The sequence below is a fragment of the Streptomyces fulvoviolaceus genome (assembly GCF_000718165.1).
GTDB lineage: Bacteria > Actinomycetota > Actinomycetes > Streptomycetales > Streptomycetaceae > Streptomyces > Streptomyces fulvoviolaceus.
Genome location: NZ_JOEY01000144.1, coordinates 1 through 1159 on the forward strand (window position 1 = coordinate 1; position 1159 = coordinate 1159).

General features: G+C 68.2%; 2 protein-coding genes. One reads left to right on the forward strand and one right to left on the reverse strand.

The window, feature by feature from the left end; translation table 11 throughout:
* On the forward strand, positions 1–612 hold a 612-nt coding region (locus IG08_RS0153160; protein ID WP_030622047.1), incomplete at its 5' end, for an acyl-CoA dehydrogenase family protein.
* A 40-nt stretch (positions 613–652) separates the two neighbouring features.
* Here IG08_RS0153160 and IG08_RS0153165 read toward each other — a convergent pair.
* Positions 653–1159 (reverse strand): TetR-type transcription factor C-terminal domain-containing protein (locus IG08_RS0153165; RefSeq protein WP_043457729.1); only part of this gene is annotated, 507 nt, incomplete at its 5' end.

Genomic DNA, 1159 nt, shown 5'->3' on the forward strand with positions numbered 1-1159 from the left:
ATCGCGACCACGGCGCTGCGGCGGGACGGCGGCTGGCTGCTCAACGGCACGAAGATGTTCATCACCAATGCCGGCACCGACATCAGCCAGGGCGTCACCCTGTTGGCCACGACGGGCCGCAATGACGACGGGCGCAAGCGCTTCGCCACGTTCTATGTGCCGACCGGCACGCCGGGCTACACCTGCGGCGCGAAGCTGAAGAAGCTCGGCTGGCATGCGATGGACACCCGGGAGTTGGTCTTCGATGACTGCTGGATTCCCGAGGACCATCTGATCGGTGAGGAGGGCAACGGGCTGCGGCAGTTCCTGTCCGTCCTCGACAAGGATATAGGTACCGAGTTCGAGGCCGCCCGCTGTCTCGTTTACCGGGCCGCCTGGCTCGCCGACCAGGGCCGCCCCTACAGCACGGCGGCCGCGATGGCCAAGGTGTACGCCTCTGAGGTCGCCAACCGTGCGGCGTCCCAGGCGGTGCAGATCCACGGCGGTTACGGCTATGTGCGGGAGTCGGAGATCTCCCGGTTCTATGCCGACGCGAAGATCCTGGAGATCGGCGAGGGCACCAACGAGATCCAGCGCGATGTCATCGCCCGGGCTCTGGTGCGACAGGCGTGAGACGAGGAAGGGCCCGCGGCGTGTGCCGCGGGCCCCGGGATCAGCCGGCCAGGGCGACCGGCTGCCATTCGGCCTCGGGGTCGAGGGGCAGTTCGGGCCGGTCACGCTTGAACGCCGCGGCCTCCTGCTCCACGTCGGGCAGGGCCACACCGGGTGCGCCGAACCCGCGCAGCAGGGTGTCGCAGTACTCACGGGACAGATACGTCGCGTCCCACCGGCCGCCCGGCTTCACCCACTGGTAGGTGTGATTGTGCAGGTTGAGGAACTGCAGAGTCGCCAGGTGGGGTTCGACCGCGCGGAAGCTGCCCTGCTCGATCGCCTCTATGAGAAGCCCCCGGACCAGCTCCTCGAATTCGGCGCGCTGGCCGAGCAGGGTGTCGAGGTATTCGCCGGGGGTGAGGCTGCGGTAGTCGTGCTCGTAGACCCAGATGTGGTCCAGCCTGCGCAGGATGATCGTCAGCAGCGATTCCGACAGCAGTCGCAGCCGCAGGAGCGGGGCTGCGTCGAGGGCGGCGATCTGCCGGGCGCGGGCAAGCAGCGGGTCCAT